The organism is Arthrobacter sp. 01T425 (assembly GCF_056398725.1).
Genome location: NZ_JBFTPY010000030.1, coordinates 1 through 13,900 on the forward strand (window position 1 = coordinate 1; position 13,900 = coordinate 13,900).

The 13,900-nt window shown below is 65.6% G+C and carries 14 protein-coding genes; 2 read left to right on the top strand and 12 right to left on the bottom strand.

Annotated features, from left to right (window positions below):
* The 3 genes from AC1DNG_RS20900 to AC1DNG_RS20910 all read right to left on the bottom strand — a co-directional run.
* The coding region (locus tag AC1DNG_RS20900) for an isocitrate lyase/phosphoenolpyruvate mutase family protein (protein ID WP_476888204.1) at positions 1–413 on the bottom strand (413 nt) is incomplete at its 3' end.
* Positions 413–1,933 carry an MmgE/PrpD family protein gene (locus AC1DNG_RS20905; protein WP_476888205.1) on the bottom strand — a complete coding sequence of 507 codons (1,521 nt, stop codon included), beginning with the start codon at positions 1,931–1,933 and terminating at the stop codon, positions 413–415. The genes AC1DNG_RS20905 and AC1DNG_RS20900, both read right to left, overlap by 1 nt.
* Positions 1,926–2,585 carry a GntR family transcriptional regulator gene (locus tag AC1DNG_RS20910; protein WP_476888232.1) on the bottom strand — a complete coding sequence of 220 codons (660 nt, stop codon included), beginning with the start codon at positions 2,583–2,585 and terminating at the stop codon, positions 1,926–1,928. The genes AC1DNG_RS20905 and AC1DNG_RS20910 overlap by 8 nt, the downstream gene beginning before the upstream one ends.
* Positions 2,586–2,976: 391 nt before the next feature.
* Here AC1DNG_RS20910 and AC1DNG_RS20915 point away from each other — a divergent pair, with 391 nt between their 5' ends.
* Both AC1DNG_RS20915 and AC1DNG_RS20920 read left to right on the top strand, forming a co-directional pair.
* Complete coding sequence (locus AC1DNG_RS20915; RefSeq protein ID WP_476888235.1) at positions 2,977–3,144, top strand: hypothetical protein; 168 nt, start codon at positions 2,977–2,979, stop codon at positions 3,142–3,144.
* Entirely contained in the window at positions 3,095–3,250 is a 156-nt protein-coding gene (locus AC1DNG_RS20920) for a hypothetical protein (RefSeq protein WP_476888233.1), read from the top strand. The genes AC1DNG_RS20915 and AC1DNG_RS20920 overlap by 50 nt, the downstream gene beginning before the upstream one ends.
* 829 nt (positions 3,251–4,079) lie before the next feature.
* On the opposite strand, the gene AC1DNG_RS20925 is transcribed toward AC1DNG_RS20920, so the two are convergent.
* Genes AC1DNG_RS20925 through AC1DNG_RS20965 form a run of 9 tightly spaced genes read right to left on the bottom strand, consistent with a single transcriptional unit; the run spans position 4,080 to position 13,881 of the window.
* On the bottom strand, positions 4,080–4,520 hold the full coding sequence (locus tag AC1DNG_RS20925; protein WP_476888206.1) for a DUF4913 domain-containing protein: 441 nt from the start codon (positions 4,518–4,520) through the stop codon (positions 4,080–4,082).
* A 1-nt stretch (position 4,521) separates the two neighbouring features.
* Positions 4,522–6,300 (bottom strand): type IV secretory system conjugative DNA transfer family protein, encoded by a 1,779-nt coding sequence (locus AC1DNG_RS20930; RefSeq protein ID WP_476888207.1) that lies wholly within the window; start codon positions 6,298–6,300, stop codon positions 4,522–4,524.
* Positions 6,297–7,895: an ATP/GTP-binding protein gene (locus tag AC1DNG_RS20935; RefSeq protein ID WP_476888208.1), complete on the bottom strand. Its 1,599-nt coding sequence runs from the start codon at positions 7,893–7,895 to the stop codon at positions 6,297–6,299. The genes AC1DNG_RS20930 and AC1DNG_RS20935 overlap by 4 nt, the downstream gene beginning before the upstream one ends.
* On the bottom strand, positions 7,895–9,403 hold the full coding sequence (locus AC1DNG_RS20940; protein WP_476888209.1) for an SCO6880 family protein: 1,509 nt from the start codon (positions 9,401–9,403) through the stop codon (positions 7,895–7,897). The genes AC1DNG_RS20935 and AC1DNG_RS20940 overlap by 1 nt, the downstream gene beginning before the upstream one ends.
* Positions 9,390–10,688 carry a TrbL/VirB6 family protein gene (locus tag AC1DNG_RS20945; protein ID WP_476888210.1) on the bottom strand — a complete coding sequence of 433 codons (1,299 nt, stop codon included), beginning with the start codon at positions 10,686–10,688 and terminating at the stop codon, positions 9,390–9,392. The genes AC1DNG_RS20940 and AC1DNG_RS20945 overlap by 14 nt, the downstream gene beginning before the upstream one ends.
* Before the next feature lies 1 nt (position 10,689).
* Positions 10,690–11,442: a DUF8175 domain-containg protein gene (locus AC1DNG_RS20950; RefSeq protein ID WP_476888211.1), complete on the bottom strand. Its 753-nt coding sequence runs from the start codon at positions 11,440–11,442 to the stop codon at positions 10,690–10,692.
* A 27-nt stretch (positions 11,443–11,469) separates the two neighbouring features.
* A complete protein-coding gene (locus AC1DNG_RS20955; RefSeq protein ID WP_476888212.1) occupies positions 11,470–11,739 on the bottom strand; it encodes a hypothetical protein in 270 nt (89 codons plus the stop codon).
* A gap of 11 nt (positions 11,740–11,750) precedes the next feature.
* Complete coding sequence (locus tag AC1DNG_RS20960) at positions 11,751–12,368, bottom strand: DUF6668 family protein (protein ID WP_476888213.1); 618 nt, start codon at positions 12,366–12,368, stop codon at positions 11,751–11,753.
* 34 nt (positions 12,369–12,402) lie between these two features.
* Positions 12,403–13,881 carry a MinD/ParA family ATP-binding protein gene (locus AC1DNG_RS20965; RefSeq protein WP_476888214.1) on the bottom strand — a complete coding sequence of 493 codons (1,479 nt, stop codon included), beginning with the start codon at positions 13,879–13,881 and terminating at the stop codon, positions 12,403–12,405.
* Between the last annotated feature and the right edge of the window lie 19 nt (positions 13,882–13,900).

The window sequence follows — 13,900 nt, forward strand, 5'->3', positions numbered from 1 at the left end:
TCCAGGTCCACGACGTTCTTCCCGTCGAGGTGGCCGCAGCGCTTGGGGTTGAACTGGTCCTCGATGTGGCAGCCGGCCAGGCCGGCGTTCTCGAGTTCCTGGACCGACCGGGCCACGTTCATGGGCTCACCGAAGCCGGTGTCGGCGTCGACGATYGCCGGCAGGTCCGTCATCCGGGCGATCTGCCCGGCGCGGGTGGCSACCTCCGTGAGGGTRGTCAGSCCGATGTCCGGCAGGCCCAGGTCATTGGCGAGGACGGCRCCGGAAATGTACACCCCGGCGAAGCCCTTCTCCTCGATCAGCCGCGCCGAGAGCGGGTTGAACGCGCCGGGGAACTGGGCGATGGTGCCGGAGGCGAGGATTTCGCGGAACCGGATCCGCTTCTGCTCCGGCGTGACCTTCGAATACAACATTAGAAGAGTCCCTTCGGGGCGCCGGCGAGGTCGATCACGCCGTCGGCCGCGCGGATGTTCAGCTGGTCCAGCTCGCCGGCGGCGAGCTCGGGGAGCCGGGCGGCGGCGGCGAGGAAGCGCTCGATCTCCTCATCGGCCACCAGGCCGGCGGCGAGGGTGCGGAACTTGTTGACGTACTGCTCCCGCGCGAACGGGCGGGCGCCCAGCGGGTGGGCATCGGCGACCGCGATGTCATCGGTGATGACCGTGCCGTCCTTGAGCGTGATCTCCACGGTGCCGCCGAAGGCCTTCTCGGCGATGTCCAGGGAGTGGTAGCGCCGGGTCCATTCCGGGTCCTCGACCGTGGTGACCTTGTGCCAGAGTTCCACGGTGTCGGGGCGGGCAGCGCGTTCCGGGGCGTAGGAGTCCACGTGGTGCCAGGTGCCGTCCTGCAGGGCGACGGTGAAAATGTACGGGATCGAGTGGTCCAGCGTCTCGCGGCTGGCCGTGGGATCGTACTTCTGCGGGTCGTTGGCGCCGGAGCCGATCACGTAGTGCGTGTGGTGGCTGGTCTTGATCAGCACGGACTCGACGTTGGCCGGGTCCGTGACCTCGGGGTGTTCGCCGTTGAGCTTGCGGGCGAGGTCGATCCACGCCTGGGCCTGGTATTCGGCCGAGTGTTCCTTGGTGTACGTGTCCATGATGGCCCGCTTGGCCTCGCCGGCCTCCGGCAGCGGCACGGTGTAGGAGGCGTCCGGACCGTCCAGCATCCAGGCGATCACGCCGTCTTCGCCCTCGTAGATCGGCACCGGAGAGGTCTGGCCGCGCATCGCACGGTCCGCGGATTCGACGGCCATCTTGCCGGCGAACGCGGGGGCGTGCGCCTTCCAGGTGGAGATTTCGCCCTTGCGGGACTGCCGGGTGGCGGTGGTGGTGTGCAGCGCCTGGCCGACCGACTGGAAGATGGTCTCGACGTCGAGGCCCAGCAGGGTGCCGATGCCGGCGGCGGCGGACGGGCCGAGGTGCGCCACGTGGTCGATCTTGTGCTTGTGCAGGCAGATGGCCTTGACCAGGTTGACCTGGATCTCGTAGCCGGTAGCGATGCCGCGGACCAGGTCCCGGCCGCTGGAACCTACGTGCTGGGCCACGGCCAGGATCGGGGGAATGTTGTCGCCCGGGTGCGAGTAGTCCGCGGCCAGGAAGGTGTCGTGGTAGTCGAGTTCACGGACCGCGACGCCGTTGGCCCAGGCAGCCCATTCGGCGGAGACGCGTTCCTCGATGCCGAAGACCTTCGAGCCCTTGCCGCCGGTGCTGGGGCCGTGGGTGAGGGCCTGGGCCCGGGCCGCGACGATCGGGGCGCGGTTCAGGGACGCGACCGCCACCGAGGCGTTGTCAATGATCCGGTTGATCACCATGTCGGTGACCTCATCGGTGACCTCCACGGGGTCCGCGGCGACCTTGGCGATCTTGTAGGCGAGCTGGTCCTCGCGGCCCAGATTTTCCTCGCTCTTGTAAACGCGGACGTGGTGTTCCTTAACCATGGTGCTCCCTTTGCTGAGGTGTATGGGTGGCTTTGACGTGCGAAAGACTGCGGTGCAGGTGAAGCGTGGTGGCGGCCTCGGCCAGCCGCGGGTTGCCGGCGGCGATCGCCTCGGCGATGGCGGCGTGCTCGGCGGCGGCGGCGGTGAGCCGTGCGGCGTCGTCGGCGGCCAGGCGCCGGACGCGCACGAGGTGGACGCGGAGGCTGCGCATGGCCTGGACGAGGTAGGCGTTGGAGATTGCGGCGTCAATGGCCGCGTCCAACCGTCCGACCAGCCCGTAGTAGTCGTGCAGGGCCGGATCCTGCCCGCCGATCAGTTCCGGGGCCTGGAGCAGCTCGCGCCGGAGCTGTTCGAACGTCGCGGGGTCTCCGCGCTCGGCGGCCAGGGCGGCTGCCCTGCCTTCGAGGGTCTCGCGCAGTTCGAACAGTTCATCGATGTCGTCCAGGGAAATGTCGGTGACGACGACGCCGCGCCCGCCCGCCGTCGTCGTCAGCCCCTCGGCCGTGAGCCGGCTCAGCGCCTCCCGGATGGGGGTGCGGGAGACGCCGAGGCGCTCCGACTGCTCGACCTCGGCAAGGACCGTGCCGGGCAGCAGACGCCATTCAATGATGTCTTCTCGCAGGGAAACGTAGGCTTTCTCGCCGGCTCGCATTCCGCTCCCTTTCGTCATTGAACACGCTCAGTGTATACATTGATTGGGTCAATTTAGGAAAATGTCACAAAGAGATCAGCAATATACCGACTCTTACCGCGCACAGGCTGGTTTGGTGTATACATACCAAGCAGTATTGGCGCCTCCGCTATCAGCTTCCGCCGACGGCGGGGAAGCGGCGCCCTGTCATTGTGGAATCAGGGCCGCGCGCATCGCCAATAAGGAGTAAGCATGTGGAGTGACGGACCAGAAGCCAACCCCCGGCTTCATCGGTGGGGCGGCCCGAGAATGGCTGGGGCGCTCATAGGGTGGTCGGCCGGCAGGGAAAACCTACTCCGTCATTCGTCCTCGGACCCCGGCAGAACCGTCACCGGCTACATCGAGCACGCTGGTGTCCAGCAGGCCTTTCGAGCAGCCATTCACTGCTGCGGACCGGCAAGGAGTCGATGAGAACATCGACCTCTACCTCCTGGACGCCGAGCTCCACCGCGACCCAGGGGTACGGCTGGATGATCCGCATTCCGGACGGGCATACGTCACCCGAGGCGTTCCTGGCTGACGTTGACACTGCAATTATTCGAGCAGCAGGCTCCGTCACGCATCTGAGGCAGCTGCGGCCGATATTCGCTGCCGTTCTCCGCGACTGCTACGCCACGGGCAGCTGACCAAAATCGACCTCGGGAATGGATTGGCAGGGCCGGACGGCTTGACCGGACTGTTCGCCTTCGGACCGATCAGCTGGGGCTCCCTTGAAGCGCCGTGAAAACCGTCCGGATCAGGTTGACGCGGATCCTCTAGAGTCTGGCGATGTTTTTCGTGCCGCTGACTGGCGTCGCGGCCTGGCCCTTCCAAGTTAACGGATACCAACTTCAGCCGTAGTCGTTGAGAGCTGTTCCCACAACTCGTACCTGCAGTGGAGCAAGAACTCATGCCTACGGCGCCTCACCGTTTCAACTTCCAGTACTTTTTCAGCGTCACCGGAACCGACAGGAAAGCCTTGGATCTTCACTTGCAGCCAGACTGGCAGCGACTCCAGGACAGTACGTGGAAGTGCGACGTCACGGCGAGATCGTCCGAACAGGGACAATCGAAGACGTCATGCTAGACAACTCCATTCTTTGGATCTCACCTGATGGGCCATTTCCGCGCGAAATGGTGGAAAGAGCCGAGGGATATCAGGTCTACGCCCGCTACCCGTGGGATCCACCGCCGGCCCCTTCACGGACACAGCCTGATAGCAACACATCACTTAACGGCCTGCGGCCTGCGTCCCGCGTCCGTGAACCAGAACGTCTAGCCAATGTGCCCCTTGCGGGGCGCCCGTTCCGGGCTGAAAATGTGCCTGTGGCCCGACGCCCCCTCTGAAGACACTGGTGGGATTGCTCTGAAAGGTATCCCGGCCCAAGACTTCAGCCGCAGGTATCACAGCGGTTCAGGTCTCGATGGGACGTGGCTTGGTGAAAGCAACGGTAAAACGCACCACCCTCTCGATATCTAGCCTTGGAGCCGTACATCGGGGAACCAGCCTGCTGGTGCACGTTTTGGCTCCAGATGTTCGGGGTCCCGGTGCTTTTGCATGTCGCATTTGTAGAACGGGCCGCGGGGGTCCAGGAGCACGCTCATGTGGTGATCCGCGTGATCCTTCCACCAGACACTGATCCCCGTGGCTCCGTCGAGTCTGAGGTGTTCCCATGCCCGCCACAGCGCTTCCACGCGGGAGACTGCTTCGGGGTGGAAGTACCACTCAAGGCACCACTTTGCGGAGCGGCCGTCGACGTCGCGGATGTAGGTGGGCAGCAGCTGTTCGTGCAGGAACTCTTCGGCCGAGCCGTAGACGAGTTCAGCTGGCTTGTGCTCTTCCGCCGGCCTTTCGGCAGGTGCCTCTGTCTCGCCGGGGACGGGAGCTGTGCTGAACCGGCCGATATCGCTGTTCATCTCAGAACCTCCGGCGTCGTGACCCAGGGATAGCCACCGGCTCAGCTGGCACCGGTATGGCCGGTTCCTCGGGGCGGGGGCTGTAGGTCTTGATGGACGCCTCCACGGCGTCCTTGTGTGGCCCGGTGTACCAGGGCATGGTCCGGACCAGAGTGGCCGGGGCGCCGGAGGCGAGGACGATGGCGCGGCCCCGGTCGAGTTCGGCGAGGTTGGAGACGTCGAAGATGCGTTCCTTGCCTTCCTGGCGTGAGCGGCTGGAGCCGGACTTTCCGGAGGAGATGGAGACGTTGGTGTAGCTGTAGTCCCCGATCAGGTCCGAGAGTGCCCGGAGGAATCCTTCTTCGGCGACGCCGCCTCCGTAGACCTTGACGTTGGCGGCCGACCAGATTTTCCGCATGTTCGCCTCTCCCCACAGTTCGACGCCCTGGGACCAGGACTGCAGGATGCCCATGACGATCAGGCCCTTGGAGCCGTAGTGGCTGAACTGGTCCGGCAGCCCGGCCCAGCGGACGACGTTTGCCAGCTCATCGAGCGCGAACAGCGCCGGCTTGGGCAGGCGGCCGCCCAGGCGCTCGGCCCGTTCCTCCATCGCCTCAGCGATCGCCACCGTCAACGCTGTGGTCAGCGGGGCGGCGGAGCCGGCCCCTTCCTTTGAGAGGATGTGGATAGTCTCCCGGGAGGTCGCGAACGCGTGCGGGTTGAATTGCCGGCGGGAGTCCGTGGCCACCGTCGCGCCGCCCGTCGGGGCGACCCAGCGCAGCGTGTTCCTGGACTTGAGGCACTGGATCATCTTCTCGGCGGTGCCGAAGATACCGTCCCGTTGTTTGTCGGCCAGCTTCAGCGTGGACTCCAGGCCCTTGTACTGCAGCTCGTAGGCATGCTCTTTGAGGATTTCGATGGGTTCCTGGCTGACCTGCTCCGTCACCCACAGGTAAACCTGCGTGATGGGAAGCTCACCGAGCGCGGCCGCGAGGAAGTACGAGGAGAGGATGTCTTCGGCTTTGGGATCGAAGTAGGCATCCGGCTTGGATCCCGGAACCCGTGACCCGACCGAGAAGTGCTGCGTGAGCTTGTACGCCTTTTCTTCGTCCGTGACGTAGGAGAGCGGGTTCCACCACCAGTCCGCTTCCTCCTGGGCGATCTTCTGCGGATCAAACACCCACACCGGGGCCGTGATTTCGCGTACGCCCCGGGTGCCGTCGACGACGTCGCGTTTGTTCGAGGTCGAGACCACAGCCCCAGGTGCGTCCAGGATCGCGGGCATGACCCGTGAGGTCGACTTGCCGGTACGGGGGCCCCAGATATCGAGGCTGAGATCTTCCCAGGACTGAATGAACGTCTGGCCGGTGGAGACCACCTTGCCGACGACGATGCCCGGAGTGCCTGTCACGCCGAGGCGCTCGGCCGTTGCTTTCGCGCCCTTCTCGGAGAACGCGGCCAGGGACTTCCCTCGACCCAGGTACCGTGCCGCCTTGTCGACGCGGGCACGCTTGGACGCACCCTTCCTCCAGACCACGAGCACGACGATGGACAGAACCACGACCACACCGGCCATGAGGGCGGCCGCGACGGTGGACGGGACGGGCCAGGGCACCCGGCCCTTGATGAGCCCGGCGATCAGATCGATGGGATGTTTGGGGGGTGCTTTGATGCCGGCCATCCAGGAGCCCAGGTGGACGGCCGCGTAGGTCCCGCCGCCGAAGACGACGATGACGCCGATGGCGAACCAGACCAGCAGGGCATCGCCGAGGCCCATTCCTTTCCGGTTCGGTGCGCTCACAGCGTGCCTCCCTCAGTCGGTACGTCAGGGGTCATGGGCTCAAGGAGGGTTTCCGGGGTTTCACGCCATTTCCCCTCGGTGTCGTTGACTCCGTCCGGGCCTTGCTCCAAGGACGTCAATCCCACCAGGACCGGGATCCCGGGCCGTCCGCCGACCTTGATCAGGAACTTCCCCCGTCCGGGAGGTTCGACATCGAGCCCGCGGGAGTCCCAGGCGGGCGGGTCCTGCCAGGAAATGAGCTTCTGCTGCTCCTGCCGGGACAACGGAATGGCCGAGGTCAGCAACGTCATTTCCGAGGCGGGGAGGCCGCCGCAGATGACCATGCCGGAGCGTTCGACAAAGCCGCGGGCCTTCATCCGGTCTTCTTCCGCCGGCAGTGCCAGCAGGTCGGACATGGTGTGGGAAATCATGATCTGCCCGACGCCGACGGAGCGGTTCAACCGGGTCAGGGCGTCCACCCGGTCCACCATGCCTTTGCCGGCGCGCAGCGCCCGCCAGAGTTCATCGAGAACGACGAAGTAGTTCCGGCGCGGTTCCAGGCCGGCGTCGGCGAGGGCGTTGGCGACGTTGACGGTGCCGAAGCCGTAGGACCAGCACGCCAGCAGGACTGCTGCCTGGAGGTCGGTTTCGGTCTCGTCAATGCTGGAGACATCGAAGACCACGGCGCGGTCGCGCATCATGGGGTTGGTGGTGTGTCGGGAGAAGATTTCTCCGAGCTTCCCGCCTCCGGTCAGGCCCAGCAGGGTTGCTTCCAGGGCGCGGGTTTCCTGCAGGTAGACGGCCATGTCGCCGCGGTCCAGTGCGACCTGCCGCAGCTCGTCCGGTGCGGAGATGATCACGTCCAGGAGGTCTTTGAGGACCGGGACACCGTTGAACCGGTCATCGAGGACCCGCAGGGCCCGGTCCAGGATCGTCTGTTCCTGATCGGTGGGCGGGTTGTTCCGGCTGATCGTGATCAGGGAGACAACCATGGTCAGGCGTCGGCCGTGCGCGTCAGCGCGGACCCGGGCGGCGTCCTCATGGTGGCCGCTGTCTTCGAGCAGCTGCGCCGCTTCGACGGCCTGGCCAGGGTCGAGGATGTTCAGGTAGCCGACGCCGCGGCCGAGCTTGATGACCTGTCCGCCGAGTGCCTGGACCGCTTTGACGTGCTCGCCCTTCAAGTCCCCGAGGATCAGGGGGTGGACGCCTTGAGCGGAGAGACCAATGAACATCCGGCGCACCACGGTGGACTTTCCCAGCCCCGGCTTGCCCAGGATGAACGCGGACGGATTGGAAATCAGGCGTGCCCGCTGGAACCAGCTGATCGGGTCACAGCAGACCGTGGCCTGAGTCTCCTCATGGCGTCCGAGCGGGACGCCGATCATGGGCGAGGACGCCCCGGAGGAAAACGGCCACAGCCCGCAGACCTGGACCGTGGTTCCCCGGTATTCCTTCACGGACGGCACGAGCTGTGTCATGCCGCCGCCGCGTCCGGTCCAGCCGCGGGCAGCCGGCCCGGGCTGACGCGGTTCCTTCCCAGCCTTCTTCTTCGGCGCAGCCTTGACCGGTGCACCAGCCGCTTTGGTTGGGCGGGTGAAGAGTTTCATGCGGGCCATTACAGGGCATCCTTGATTTCGGACGGCAGCATGCTGTGCTTGGGCAGGACCAGCCCCAGCGGCAGGGACGCGGCGAACGCGGTGTCCTGCGCGCCGTAGGCCCGGCGCAGCAGCACCCGGGCAGTACCCGAGGTCTGTTCCACGGCGGCCACGGCATCCGGGAGGCGGTCCTTGTCGGTCACGGTGGCCGTGACGACCATCCCGAAGTTCACCAGCCCGGCGCCCTGGGCTTCCTCGGCCGCGGTCTGCACCGCGGAGCGGGCATCGACCAGGGCGCGGGCGGAGGGCCGGGTCCCGGAGGTGATGCGAACGTTGGCATTGTTCTGGTCCCGCTCCACCACGGCTGCGGCCCTGGCCGAATCCATCGGGCGGTACAGCAGCGAGATCCGCTTGCGGTCAATGTCCCCGTGCGGGGCCAGCAGCCGGGACAGGACGGAGGAGTTTACCGACCCGCGCGGGGCACCTGTCATGGTCCATGAGACGGAGAACGCGCTGTCGTGCCGGTAGTCATCCCAGCTCGCCTGCGTCGCGGAGGGTCCGACTTCGCCCCAGGTCAGGGACACCGGGGAGCCGGCGGCATGCGCTTCATCAATGATCAGGGCAGCGGGCGGATCGTAGGCGATCCGGACGACCTCGCAGAGTTCCTGCGCCGACATCGGCCGGGCGATCCCGGCGCCGGTGGACTGCAGCCGGGCCGACAGGCCCGGGATCCGGGACGCGAGGTCACGGGCCACATCTTCAGGTGTGCGCTTCTTCGATCCCGCCCGCAGGGAGGCGTTGAAGGACAGGGATACCCAGGCCCGGACCGTGGCCGAACCTTCCGGATACGTGTCGACGACCTCGTTGAGCACGTTCTTGGCAAAATCCGGGGCATTCGGGTCGATGTTCATCATGACCTCATTGCGGAGCCGGTAGCCGGAATCCGGTGCGGTCTCGACCGTCACCCCCGCGGCGTCCAGGCCCGCTTCGTCCCCGAGGCCGGCGAGCCAGCCGCCCCAGTTCGCCACCCACGCATCCACCTGTTCCGGGTCCACCAGGGACGCACCGTCGGGTTCGGTGGAGAAAATCACGGTGTAGTGGCTGGTGGAAGGCACATGCAGCAGTGCGAACGGGCGCTTGTAGGAGTCGGTGAATTCGTACAGGGTGGACTTCGCGGCGAGGCCGGGCAGCTGGTACATGCCCCACTCGGTGACTCCGAGGGGGCCGGAACGGTAGAGGTTCGTTCCGGAGAACTTGGAGAGCCGGAAGCTCATCCGTGTTCCGATACGGTCAACAACGGACTGGCCGTGCTTGTCCTTGACCGTCAGCAACAGGGCGCTGGCCCCGGCCACGGCAAGGACAGCAAGGCCCGGGAACAGGCCAAGAAACGCGAAGGTGATGATCCCGGCCAACAACCCGGTCATGACAATGCCGGTGCCGATAGCGCCGAGGTTGCCCAACCCGGCAGAGCGCGGGACGCGCCAGTTGCCGTAGGACGGTTCCTTGTATTCGGTATTAATTGCTGCCACTGGGGCCCTCCGTTGTTTCTGATTGGCCGGTTGAATCCTGCGCGGTCTGTTGTGCGGCCTGAGAAACCCTGGACGCTGCTTGTGCTCCTACGGCGACGGCCATGCCAGCCGGACCTGCGGCCTTCCCAGCACCCGACGCGGCGCCCGCGCTGCCGGCGGCAGCTCCAGCCCCGGTGCTGCCTGCTGTCCCCCCGGCTGCCCCACCCGGACCGGTAGCCCCCGGTGTCGGCTGGCCGCCGCTTCCCTTCGGGCCAGGCGTTCCATTGCTGCCCTTCGGAGATGCGCCTGACTGGTTGCTTTGCGTGCTCGCCGGTGTCGGAGCTGCATTGCCCTTACCGCTGCCGCTGCGGCCCATGGACACAGCGCCTGTGGCCATGGCACCAACGGCAGCTCCTGCTCCCGCTCCCCCGCCGGAGGCGACGGCACCAACCATCGGCGTCACGAAGCGCATCAGCGCCGGCAAGGCGAACAGGGCGACAACCATCAACGTGAAACCCGTGATGGAACCGACCAAAGTGTCCTTCCCGCTGTTGTGTCCCATGAGCAGGAATGCGACGGAGTAGACGATGGCCGCAGCTGGTTTGTAGAGGATGAAAGCGATCGTCCAGCCAACCGCTTTCTGGAACCACTGCCTGCCCATCTCCGTGTTCGTGAAAGCAGCCGTGGTGGGCAGGATGCCAGCCAGGATCACCAACATGCCGCTGCGGACAACCATCAAGACGACTTGGACGAGGGAGGCAACCAGACCGATCAATCCCAGAACGATGAGGATAAACACGCCGACACCCGTTTGATTGGCCAGAACGAGAATTTTCATCGACTCGGCAAAGCCCTTGCCATCCGTGGAACGTTTGATGATCTCGGCCGAGAACGCATCTGCGGCAATTACCAAAATGGAGATGACTCCCAGGCCAAGGCCCGAGACAAGAGCCAGCGTGATGAGGGACCGGAGCAGATCCTTTAGCGGTGCTCCGCGTTGTTCCCAGATCATCCGGATGCCACCGAGAATGACTGCGAGGACCGCCAGCGTCAGAGTCCAAACCATCAATTCGCTGTTCACCATGGAGACGATGGGGCTCGGCGTTGCACCGTCGGTGCTGGCCAGGTTGACCGTCGGCATGGACACCCAGAAGGTCGACAGTGTTGTCACCATCTGGCTCATGCCCTCCATGATGGCTTTGGCAAGGTTGTTGATGGCATCGTCCGCGATCCCGGCTGCGACATTGCTGGCACCCTGTGCGCCCCAACAGGCCACGTCCCAGACTTCACATGCTTTATCTGCCATGTCAGACGCCGGTCCAGGGGATAAACGAACTCAGGTCACTGATCTGGCGCACTGCGCCGCCGCCAGCGGCCGGGATATCGAGTTTCCAATCGCCGTCCTCCCACATCAGCGACGTCGAGAAAGCACCGTATCCTCCGTCGGCGCTCTTGATGGCCAGTTCCACGACGGCCGTTCCGGGCGTATACGAATGGATGATGAACCCTGCGATCTGAACCTTCGGTGAGGTTCCGCTGCCGACGTCCTTCCCTTCCTTTATGGCCTGTACAGCCTTGTCCCGCGAAGGGCTATCAGCTGAAAGCTCCAGGTAAACCTGTTTTGCATAGCCGTTGAACGACGCTGCCCAGATGTTTACCGTTGCGTAAAGCGCTCCTGTGGGAGATTGAGCAAAGCACGACCTCAAACCGTCCTTTCCGACAGTGCCAGGGCCTGCCGTTGACGGGTCGCTGGGGACGGCCATTCTCCCTACAAGCTCCCACTTGGATTTAGGCGCTGCCCCCAGTGCCGTTTCCGTGCTTGAGGGCAGTCCGCAAACGCTTTTGCCTGCAACCGTCGTGGCGCTGGCGCTGGGGCTGGCTGTGGGCTGGGTGGCGGATGCTGCTGTTCCCGGCGCTGGCTGGGCACTGTCCTGTCCTTTGGGGAGCAGGAAGATGACGACGGCTGCTGCAATCAGCGCGACCACTAGCGCGGCAGCAATGATGAAACCGGGTTTGGTGAACGGATTGCTTTCGGTGGTGCTCTCTGTTGACTGGCTCATGGTGAACCTCCCGTTCTTGGTGCTGGCTTAGACGAAGGCGCGGACGATGCCCGAGGCGCCGGTGATGATGATGCAGCCCATCAGGACCCAGCCGAGCTTGCCGATGGCCTGGGCGCCTTCGCCGCGCTGGAGCTGGATGACCATGCCGATGCCGACGATGATGACGCCCAGGACGCCGAGGACCAGGCCGATGCCAGAGGCCCAGTTCAGGATCGTGAGCAGGCCCCCTGCCTGTGTCGGGACAACGGGGGTGGGGTTGGGGATGACGCTTCCGTCAAGTACAGCGAAGGGGTTCATGGTGAGACCTTTCAATCGGTGATGGTTGGTGTGGTGTCGGTAGCCAGTGCGGCTAAGTCAGTGATGAAGCGTTGGTAGTCGCGGGCCGGCGGCGGCGGTGTGGTGGAGTCTCCGTGCCGCCAGGCCTCGACCCAGGGCAGGGTCCAGAACCGGGGCGCTCCCCCGCCGACGATGGCGGCGAAGTCCCGCAAGGGTTTGGGAGTCTTCCCCGGTGCGTCCGCCAGGACGGCGAGGCCGAGCAGATCAACCGCGGGTGCCGCGCCTGATACCCACTGCGTCAGGGCGCTGCGGGCGGCTGTCAGGCCTCGCATGTCTGCGCGGCAGACCAGCAGCACCCGAGGCTTGCCGCCGTCCTGGAGGACGGGCCAGCGGTGACCGGTGACGCGTGCCCCGTCGAGCAGATCAGCGATCCGGCTTTCACCGGATCCCCCGTGGGCGCCGGTGACCCACAGCGCGGCAGATCCGGAGACGGTCCGGCGGCCCAGCCTGTCTGCGGCGTCCGGTTCAACCACTCCCCTCAGCGGCGCACTAATCACGGCCGCCGGCGGCACGTGCGCCTCCGGATCTGCCGCCTCCGCGCCGTCGGACGGAGCCGGGCCGGTGATCCAGGGGTTCAGGGACTGTTGCACGATTTCCTCCTTTCAAAGTCCGTTGGTGGGTGGTTTAGAAGCCGGCGGCGACGGCGGCCGCGGCCGCGAGCCAAGCCCGCTGTGTGGCGGGCTGGAGGGCTTCATATCGGATGGGTCCGTTGACCAGGGCCGGATCGTAAGGGATCCGCACGACCGCACGGACGAACGGGGCGAAGCCGTCCGCGATCCGCTGGGCCTCGTCCTTCGCCCGCTTCAAGGCATCCCCGCTCATGCTGCGTTTGGCGTCGGTGGACTCAGAGACGATCACGACGGCGTTGCGGGCCAGCTCCCCGTCGTGGCCTCCCCGGGATTCCAGCGTCTGCAGCGTCAGCCGTGCGGCTTCGGCGCGGTCCTCAATGGCTGTCACCGGGACGACGAGCTGGTTAGTGTGATCGATCATCCGCCGCCAGTTCGCGGCTCGGGCGGTGTTGCCCGAGTCCATGACCACCAGCCGGTAATAGCGGTTGAGCACCTGATGGGCGATGTCGACTTCCTCGGCGGTCACTTCGTGATCGCCTTCCTCGTTTTCATCCGAGCGCAGGACATCGAACTTGTCGGCCGTCTGGTGATGGACGAACCTGGCGATTTCGGCCGCGTTGGTCGAGGGCGAGAGCAGAGTCTGGGAGGAGTCGATCAGGTCCAGGACGCTGCGGTCGTGGGCGCCCTTTTCCGTCCGCCATCCCAGGGTGCCCTGGGACTCGTTGTTATCCCACGCGACCGTGGCGGCCCCGCTGTAGCGAGCTAGGATCGCCGAGAGCATCACCACGGTGGGGGTCTTGTTCGCCCCGCCCTTGCGGTTCACCACGGCAATGGTCCGGGGACCGGGCCAGTGCTGGCTCACCGTGCGAATGTCCTCCCGCTCTGAGAGTTCTTCTTCCGAGGGGTCCATCCGCAGTCCCAGGTGCGTGAGCGTTCCCCGCCAGCCCTGGGTGGCAGGTTCCAGCACCGGCGCGCTGACCAGAAACGAGGTTTCCTTCAAGCTGCGCCGCGTCGGCGCCGCTTTCTCAGTAACGGCGGCGAGCGTCTGCGGTTCCGGGTTGGCCGGCACCGGAACGGTATCGGCTGCAACGGGGGCGGGCGGCCACGGCTGGGCGTCCACCGGTGGTGCTGCAGGGGCAGGAACTGGCGCGAACTCTGCTGGAGTGGCCACGGGCTCCTGTGCAGGGACGGTCTCTATGATCGCCGGGACGACTGTCTTAGGTGTGGTTTCCGGAGCTTCCGCCCGGCGGCGGGTCTGCCGGGGGTCGTAGGAGACGGATTCGATCTTGTTATCCGGATGCACGATGAGTTCACCGTGGCCTTCGGGATCCTCGATCCGGACCCGCACGGGGCGCTGGAGGGTCTGTGCCTCGCCCACGATGAGGGCCAGCGCATTGTTGCGCAGTTCCTGCACGGAGTCCCCGGCAGGAACGACGCGGGAGTTCCCCGCGACGACGACCTCGGCGGTTCCGTTGTCACGGACGATGGCCCTGATGTTGGGAAAGGCCATGACCTCGGTTGGTGTAGTACCCATGAGCTTCTTCCTTACGTGT

Bases quoted from the DNA above. Each gene is read 5' to 3' on its own strand.
- AC1DNG_RS20905 (WP_476888205.1), bottom strand. From the start codon at position 1,933: ATGGTTAAGGAACACCACGTCCGCGTTTACAAGAGCGAGGAAAATCTG.
- AC1DNG_RS20925 (WP_476888206.1), bottom strand. From the start codon at position 4,520: ATGAACAGCGATATCGGCCGGTTCAGCACAGCTCCCGTCCCCGGCGAG.
- AC1DNG_RS20945 (WP_476888210.1), bottom strand. From the start codon at position 10,688: ATGGCAGATAAAGCATGTGAAGTCTGGGACGTGGCCTGTTGGGGCGCA.
- AC1DNG_RS20935 (WP_476888208.1), bottom strand. From the start codon at position 7,895: ATGGCCCGCATGAAACTCTTCACCCGCCCAACCAAAGCGGCTGGTGCA.
- AC1DNG_RS20965 (WP_476888214.1), bottom strand. From the start codon at position 13,881: ATGGGTACTACACCAACCGAGGTCATGGCCTTTCCCAACATCAGGGCC.
- AC1DNG_RS20910 (WP_476888232.1), bottom strand. From the start codon at position 2,585: ATGCGAGCCGGCGAGAAAGCCTACGTTTCCCTGCGAGAAGACATCATT.
- AC1DNG_RS20950 (WP_476888211.1), bottom strand. From the start codon at position 11,442: ATGAGCCAGTCAACAGAGAGCACCACCGAAAGCAATCCGTTCACCAAA.
- AC1DNG_RS20920 (WP_476888233.1), top strand. From the start codon at position 3,095: ATGATCCGCATTCCGGACGGGCATACGTCACCCGAGGCGTTCCTGGCT.
- AC1DNG_RS20955 (WP_476888212.1), bottom strand. From the start codon at position 11,739: ATGAACCCCTTCGCTGTACTTGACGGAAGCGTCATCCCCAACCCCACC.